Origin of the sequence: Okeania sp. SIO2C9 (assembly GCF_010672455.1) — a bacterium.
Taxonomy (GTDB): domain Bacteria; phylum Cyanobacteriota; class Cyanobacteriia; order Cyanobacteriales; family Microcoleaceae; genus Okeania.
The window spans coordinates 80,663-88,340 of the sequence record NZ_JAAHGO010000037.1 but is presented as its reverse complement, the minus strand read 5'-3'; the positions used below and the strand labels follow the sequence as shown (position 1 = coordinate 88,340).

Annotated in this window: 5 protein-coding genes; 2 read left to right on the top strand and 3 right to left on the bottom strand. The window is 37.8% G+C overall.

The features are described from left to right. Positions 1–158: 158 nt before the first annotated feature. Entirely contained in the window at positions 159–620 is a 462-nt protein-coding gene (locus F6K23_RS24700) for a universal stress protein (RefSeq protein WP_293160709.1), read from the bottom strand. 1,296 nt (positions 621–1,916) lie between these two features. Between F6K23_RS24700 and F6K23_RS24695 the strand changes: the two genes are divergently transcribed. Next, positions 1,917–2,303, top strand: coding sequence for an ATP-binding protein (locus F6K23_RS24695; RefSeq protein WP_367267808.1), 387 nt, complete (start codon positions 1,917–1,919; stop codon positions 2,301–2,303). Positions 2,304–2,512: 209 nt separating this feature from the next. Here the strand turns inward: F6K23_RS24695 and F6K23_RS24690 are convergent, their stop codons facing one another. Further along, positions 2,513–3,031: a hypothetical protein gene (locus F6K23_RS24690; RefSeq protein ID WP_293160707.1), complete on the bottom strand. Its 519-nt coding sequence runs from the start codon at positions 3,029–3,031 to the stop codon at positions 2,513–2,515. 268 nt (positions 3,032–3,299) lie between these two features. After that, the gene (petH, locus tag F6K23_RS24685) at positions 3,300–4,493 is read right to left on the bottom strand and encodes a ferredoxin--NADP reductase (RefSeq protein WP_293160705.1); all 1,194 of its coding nucleotides are present in this window, start codon (positions 4,491–4,493) and stop codon (positions 3,300–3,302) included. Positions 4,494–6,391: 1,898 nt separating this feature from the next. Between petH and F6K23_RS24680 the strand changes: the two genes are divergently transcribed. Beyond that, positions 6,392–7,408, top strand: coding sequence for a phosphoribulokinase (locus F6K23_RS24680; RefSeq protein ID WP_293160720.1), 1,017 nt, complete (start codon positions 6,392–6,394; stop codon positions 7,406–7,408). The last annotated feature ends 270 nt before the right edge of the window (positions 7,409–7,678 follow it).

Sequence of the window (7,678 nt, the reverse complement as noted above, 5' to 3'; positions counted from 1 at the left end):
TGGAGGGCTCGCGTGGTTGCACTCCCCTTGTTCGCGCAGCGTTGCGGCAGCAAAACAGAAAGCCCGCGTCCGTGAGGTGGGGAAGCCTACATCATAATCTTTGATTTGATGTAGGAGAACGTCACAAATGCCGTCATACATCCTCATTTAATACTGCGTCAATTTTCTAATGTTTCTGGTGATCGCCAACTAGCAGGAATTACCAAAACTGGACAATGGGCACCATGCAAAATACCCTCACTAACACTACCCACAAAAAATTTCTCAATACCACTGCGTCCATGAGACCCTATGATCATTAAATCGGCAGCTAATTTTTTGGCCTCTGCCAAAATAGTCTCTACTGTAGAACCTTGAGTTAACAAAGCCACTGTATCAAGACCTTTTTGGCGTAGCTCTTCTGCCAAATCTTGAATCTGCTGATGTTCTCTACGAAACTCTTGTGCCCAGCGGTCGCGCTTAGGCTGAGGTCCAGTCTTAAAACCAACAAAATCAGGATCTGGTTCAGCAATATGAATTAACCATAATTTGCTGTTAAAAGCTTGGACTAAAGTTTCCGCTTGAGTAATAATGGCAGGAGTGATTTGAGAAAAGTCGAGAGCAACAACTATATTTTTCATTGGTAATTTAGGTTTTTAATTGAATATAGTTTCAGATATTATTGTTCTGATTAAGTTATACTAATTGACTCAAATAATGTGACAAAACTCTGCTTATTTGCCTTCTCAGGAATAGATATTTGTAGCTAAAATTTCTCCAAATACTATTATATCATCTTTAAGTTAAAATTAGTATCCAATGTGAAGAAACAGAAGAGTACAACAAGCATGGGCATAGAATAAATTAATATTTTTTAAGAAATTATAAAAAATATAACTGTAGTATTTTTAAGCTGCTATAATTTTATGTCAATGTATTATTTAGCAACGATAACAAAATGACACACATGATGGCAATGAATTGTGCTTGCGAATCCTGTTCATGTATTGTTTGTCCGATGGTGGCCTTAACGATTATCCCGATATTACTCATTGCGTTCAAGAAAATGATGAGTGCGATAAGTAGCGAATCACCTATAAGTAACAATACAAGTAGCGTCCGATTATAGAATTCAATCTTCTATATTTTTCTATGCTTACCTAGTATCAAGAACATCCTCATGTTACTAGAGTTGAAAATATCGCTGCGCCATCGGTAAAATTGTAGCAGATGCGCAAATCAATAACTTTTTATCCGCTTTCACTTCATAGCTTTCAGGGTCAATCTATATTTTTTTTGGTAAAGCATCATTTAACTTCATATCCTGATTTGTGGATTTGCTATTACTAGTGCGTCTAGCTTTATTTTGTAGGTAAGCTTTATATCTGAGACCGACGCAAGTATAAACTTTACCCCCAACCCTGTCCCCGGAAGGGGGCAGGAGTAAGTTATCGTTTTAAAAGGGGAGACTTTATATCAAATCCGGTTGAATACTTATTATATAGTTGGGGGAGATGGGGAGATGGGGAGATGGGGAGATGGGGAGATTGAAGTGTGGATAGAATTATAAACAGATATTAGACTTGTGGCTTTATAACTTAAAAAATCCCCAAAAACCTTGTTCTTTAAGGATTCTATATCTTGGATAGCAAAAATGCTTGGAATTATTGCTCTGTCTAGGTTAGAGTGATTTTTTCCCTTTATTTAGCGACAACTCTATTATATCAGCAGATTCTATGTGCAATTAACCGGATTTGATATTAAACCAGAATTATTTAATGATTAATGATTAATTATTAGACTTGTCGCTTTATAACTTAAAAAAATCCCAAAAACTTTGTTCTGTAAGGATTGTAGCTCTTGGACTGCAAAAATGCTTGGAATTATTGCTCTGTCTAGGTTAGAGTGATTTTTTCCCTTTATTTAGCGAGAACTCTATTAATTATTCAGTAAAGATTGAGATTGAAGATAATGGTCTGGGGGTGACATCAGAGGAGAGAGAGCGAATTTTTGAACAGGGGTTTACGACTAAAGATGTGGGGAAAGTTACCGGGTTGGGAATGGCGATCGCTCATCAAATTATTACAGACAAACATGGTGGTAAGATTACTTGTAATTCTATACTCACTAAAGGTACAATCTTTACTATTACCGAAAAATTGTGGGTATGCGCCTCCCCTTTTAAGGGGATAATAAGCGGTCAAGGGATGGCGAGGTCTCCTCGCCATATCCAATCGACTCCTGTGAAGAAAAATTTTCATGAATTTGTCAATCCTCTTCTTTCAAGGAGAGGTAATTATTCATTATTCATTATTCATTATTAATTGTTGAAGTTACCAATTGTGTGATACCATGTCTGGTTATTATAGGAATGTGTAGGGTTAAAATACCCTGGCTCTGATTTTCAACTAATTTTTTGATAGTAGTGCATTCTTGTGGCAGATGCAAAACTCAATTACTAATAGTTTAGCTAGTAATTTTATTCATCATTATTACCAACTATACACCACTACCACTTAATTTCTAAAAGAAGTTATCCGACTGGAACTAAATCAACTTCATCTGCACCATCAGTTTCACCTTGACCAGATGTAATTTGTTCTCCATTAACTTCAACAGCTAAATTTGTACCGTCTAAGTTAACATTATAGTCAGTAGCATCAGCAGTATATCCTACACTAGCAACCATTTGCCTACCTGCATCAGTGTATTGGAAACCCATCAATTGATTTTTTTCTTTCTCGTTATCGTAAGACCATATTACCATGTATTGTTGGTCTTGATATTCAAATACTTTAGGTGGACGAGTGGGAACATAACGACCTGGAGCGCCAAAACTAGCATCAAGGAAAGGCTGTACTGACTCAGGTTCCACAGTCGCAAAAGCAATATCATCAGCTTCTAGCTCTACTTCTGCGTCTTCAGTTGCTTCTGGATCGGGTTCTTCTTGATCGCGGTTCTGGAAATAATCTACAGCTTTTTTTACACCATACCCAGTAGCTGCTACACCAGCAACACCAGCGACAATTTTAGCAAGATTACCAAAGTTCATTTTGTTCTCCTAATTTTGATTTTTGATTAATTAAATTTAAGAGACGTGACACCAACCCAAATATAGGGAGAATATCTAGGCAATTTTTGTCCCCTGTCTCAATTTATTAGTAACTCAATCCACTTGATATTAGCAGAATTTGTCGATGGCAAACAATTACTAAACACCCTGTTTTTTTGTCCATTCAACTAAAAAAGGAGGGGTATCAAATGTACCTCTCCCTGAATTCTATGAAATGCAGCGATTAATAGTTATCTATTATATCATATTAGTAAGTTTCAACGTGCCAGCGGTGTTCTTTTTTCAAGCTCTTCTGATACTCGCTCCAATCAACATCAAACTTACCAGTCACAGCAGACATTCCCTCATCAATGCCACCTTCCATACCTTTGAGACCGCAGATGTAAGTGTGAGTATTTGGCTTTTGGATGTGGTCCCACAACTCATCAGCGTTTTCTTGAATTCTGTGCTGAATATACATCTTGCCGCCATCTTTATTCTTTTGTTCGCGACTAATAGCGTAAGTTACGCGGAAATTATCAGGGAACTGACGTTGCAGTTCTTCAAGCTCTTCTTTATAGAGAATATTAGGAGTGTAAGCACAACCGAAGAATAACCAGGCCAAACCTTTAAACTGATAATCGGGGTTTTGTTCTCTTTCCTTAAACATCCGCCAGATGAAAGCACGGAAAGGAGCAATTCCTGTACCTGTTGCGATCATAATAATAGTTGCGTCTTCATCATCAGGCAACAACATTTCCTTACCTACTGGCCCAGTAATGGCCACATCTGCACCTTCTTCCATACCACATAGGTAAGAAGAACATACACCATAGATTCTTTCGCCTGTTTCTGGGTGATTGTATTCTAGACGGCGTACACACAGAGACACTGTTTGATCGTCAAGATTATCACCGTGACGAGTAGAAGCGATGGAATAAAGCCTTAACTTATGAGGTTTACCCTTATCATCTGTTCCAGGTGGAATAATACCAATACTCTGACCTTCTAAATAGTGCAAGTCACTACCAGAAAGGTCAAATACTAAGTGACGAACAGTACCTTCACCACCCTCACGCACTAATTCAGTGCTGGAAAGACATTTGCCGACGAATGGATTTTTGGGACGATAGGTGTTTACAGGAACATCCTTGTGCGACTTAGGTTTTGCTTGAGTCATAGCTTTAGTTGTTTCTCCTGTTTTAGTTGTTTGACCGTTTATTTGAGAGTCTTCACTCACAGCTTTAATGCTGATAATTTTGCCTCCCATCCGTGTAATCCTTTGCATTTCTTGGTTCATGCGGGCATAAGGTACAGTGATATAAACAGTTCCACTGCGACGGATGGGGCTATTTGTTTTGTCAGTAATATTACTCTGACCTAAACCTTCGACTTCGTATACAAAAGTACGACTACCGTATTCTGTATTGCTTTTTACACCCAATGTAGTTTGAGTTTTCATTAGTTGATTTCTCCATTTAGATAAAAGTATATTGCCAAGAGATGATGAGCCTTTTTATTTAAGTGTTTTTTAAGATACTCTGGCGTAATGGCCAGCAGGTTTTAAATCTATATTTCAGAGGTTTAGTGCTGAAAATCTTGTTTTCCTTATGTCATCTTATTTATTCTGTAATTAATTCTATGATTAGGAATCAACCTAAAAGTAGAATTACCGTATGATGAGTAAAACTAATATTTTTTTCAGTTGTTTACTCTAATGTAGTAGGTTCTCAAGCTTCAATAAAAAGAGGCAGTATAGTATTCTGTATTGTTTTTTACAATATGACTAAGTGCAGTTTGAATTGTCATAATTGACTTATCTTTGATTCTGGTACAAATATACTTTTCACCCACAAGAATGTCACTTTTATTGCAGCTTGAGATAAGATGCTTTTAACTATATGGCCAATACAGAAACATCTTTAATTTCACTCTATTATTTAGCTCTAAGGCATCGTTATTCTTAGCGTTAATCAATTCTGACTATTTTACATATAAAATGCAGAGTGGTCTTAATTTCTTTGAGGTTCTGTAGCTAACTATCAAATTAATAGTCAGTAGTCAGTAGTCAATAGCCAGTAGTCAGTAAAACCGAGACTGCTTTCTATGGAGATTCTCAACCCATCAACCCCATTGGCACTGCGGGTGACGGTAACGGTGAGGATTAAATCCATAAGAATTGAAGAAGACAGAAGAGAAAATTGCATGGGGATGCTTTCGACAAACCACTTCGTGTCTGATAACCCCAACCAATTTTAATCACCGTGTAGATGGTGGGATATTAAACCCATGAGAGAAAAGATAAAAATAAAACAATATCATCAGTCCAATTTATCTGACTTAATTCAGATTTTTTATGAAAATTGGCGAAAATAAATCAACCAAATACAATCACTAGAATTTATAGGTGGAGAGGTAAAAATGCTTTCAGTTTTGCAAGTCCTTGACTTATGACGTTTGGCTGTACAAAGATAACTTTTGTCTATTATACTCATTCCTACAGAATATAGTTGATTAAGCTTTTATTTCTTTGATCCTTGTAGGGAAGATCCCATTCTGATATGATGTTTTACAAAAGTTAGTAATAAAGACTTAGAGTCAATAGCTTCAAAGTCTGTCCAAGAGTCCAACAACAGTGAGTGATTTTAGCTTTTCACTGTGTAGTGAAGCAACACTTTTAAGTGAATTTGTTTTATGTGGACACCAAGTTCATGAGACTTGTCTGTTGATTTAGCTGAACCCGCCATAAAACTTCAAGTCTATCCTTATTAAAAGGATTTGGCCAAGAAAACGGGTAATTTTATGATTAAATTTTGATAGATAAGCTTGAATGGAGTATTACAGGAACGAACACGGCTCAAGAAATGCTCAGGAATTTCTCCTGGACTCACCGAAAAGCTGAGACTCACCCAACTAAATTTTGCTCTGGGTATTCCGTCAACCCTAACGGGTATAACGGGAGGGCAGGGCGCGACCCGCAAAAAAACTAGTAGCGTTCTTTAGTTGACAAGGTGGCTTAAGCGTGTTTAGCTATGGCCTGTTAGGAGTAGCGGTAATACGCACCTGACGGCTGAACCTAAACAACTCAAGATATGGGATTCAACTGGTGAAGTCCTGGTAATTCAGTATTTGAGGTAAAATCTTGAAGGAAGCCGGGTGAGTACAGAACTTTTAGTACAAGAGGCGGTGGGTCTCATCGTTGCTGCCTGTGGAGGCGTAGACATTAGTCAGCCAGGGAAGCAGGAAGTTCCATCCGTGAGGAGGAGAAGCTCCTGCTAAATCTCGCGAGATTTAGAGGGAGAGAACGTCACAAAAATATGGGATATGTCATTCAACTTTGTTTTGTGTTAGAGGGAAACTATTGTGAAAAAACCAGATAGAGTAATCTTAATTGGAGTTGCAGGAGACTCTGGATGCGGAAAATCTACTTTTTTGCGTCGTGTAACAGATGTATTTGGAGAAGATTTTGTTACAGTTATCTGCCTGGACGACTACCATAGCTTAGATCGTAAGCAACGTAAAGAAACAGGAATTACTGCTCTTGACCCAAGGGCCAATAATTTTGACTTGATGTATGAGCAAATTAAAGCTCTAAAGGAAGGTCAGTCTATTGATAAGCCAATTTATAACCACGAAACTGGCTTGATTGACCCACCGGAAAAAGTTCATCCCAATCATATTATAGTAATTGAAGGTCTTCATCCTCTGTTTGATGAGCGCGTGCGATCCCTACTTGACTTTAGTGTCTATCTAGATATTAGTGATGAAGTAAAAATTGCTTGGAAAATCAAGCGCGATATGGCAGAAAGAGGCCATCGTTACGAAGATGTACTTGCTTCTATCAATGCCCGTCGTCCAGATTTTGATGCTTATATTGACCCACAAAAAGGTCACGCAGATGTGGTCATTCAAATCTTGCCCACTAAACTTATTCCTGATGACAAAGAACATAAGGTATTACGAGTACGCTTGATCCAACGTGAAGGTGTAGAAGGCTTTGAACCAGTATATCTGTTTGATGAAGGATCGACTATTAACTGGATTCCTTGTGGACGTAAGCTTACTTGTTCCTATCCTGGAATTAAAATGTTCTATGGCCCAGATGCCTATTTCGGCAATGAAGTTTCTGTCTTAGAAGTAGATGGTAACTTTGATAACCTGGAAGAAATGATTTATGTTGAAGGACATCTCAGCAATACTGCCACTAAATACTATGGTGAGATGACTCACATGATGAGGGAACACCAAGACTATCCAGGTTCCAATAATGGTAGTGGACTTTTCCAAGTTTTAGTTGGTTTGAAAATGCGCGCCACTTATGAGCGTTTGACTGCGAAAGTTTCCCCTGATGAAAAAGTAGCAGCAGCAGTTTCATAAACATCCAGAAGAAAATTTTCTATCTAAAAATAAACGCGAGTGGTTAATTTCACTTCGCGTTTTTTTTTGTTTGATAGATATATAGCAAAAGGAAGAAGAAATAAGGCATTTAGTTATCTAGGCGATTAGTTATAGCAACTGCCATAACTGTTAGGACGCTTGACGCAAGACAAATTCCATAGCATCCTGTAAACACTTCATATCTTTTAGGCAGCGACGAATTCTATAGCAACCGCCTGGTTGGTGTTTGACAATTAGTGCGAGCATCTT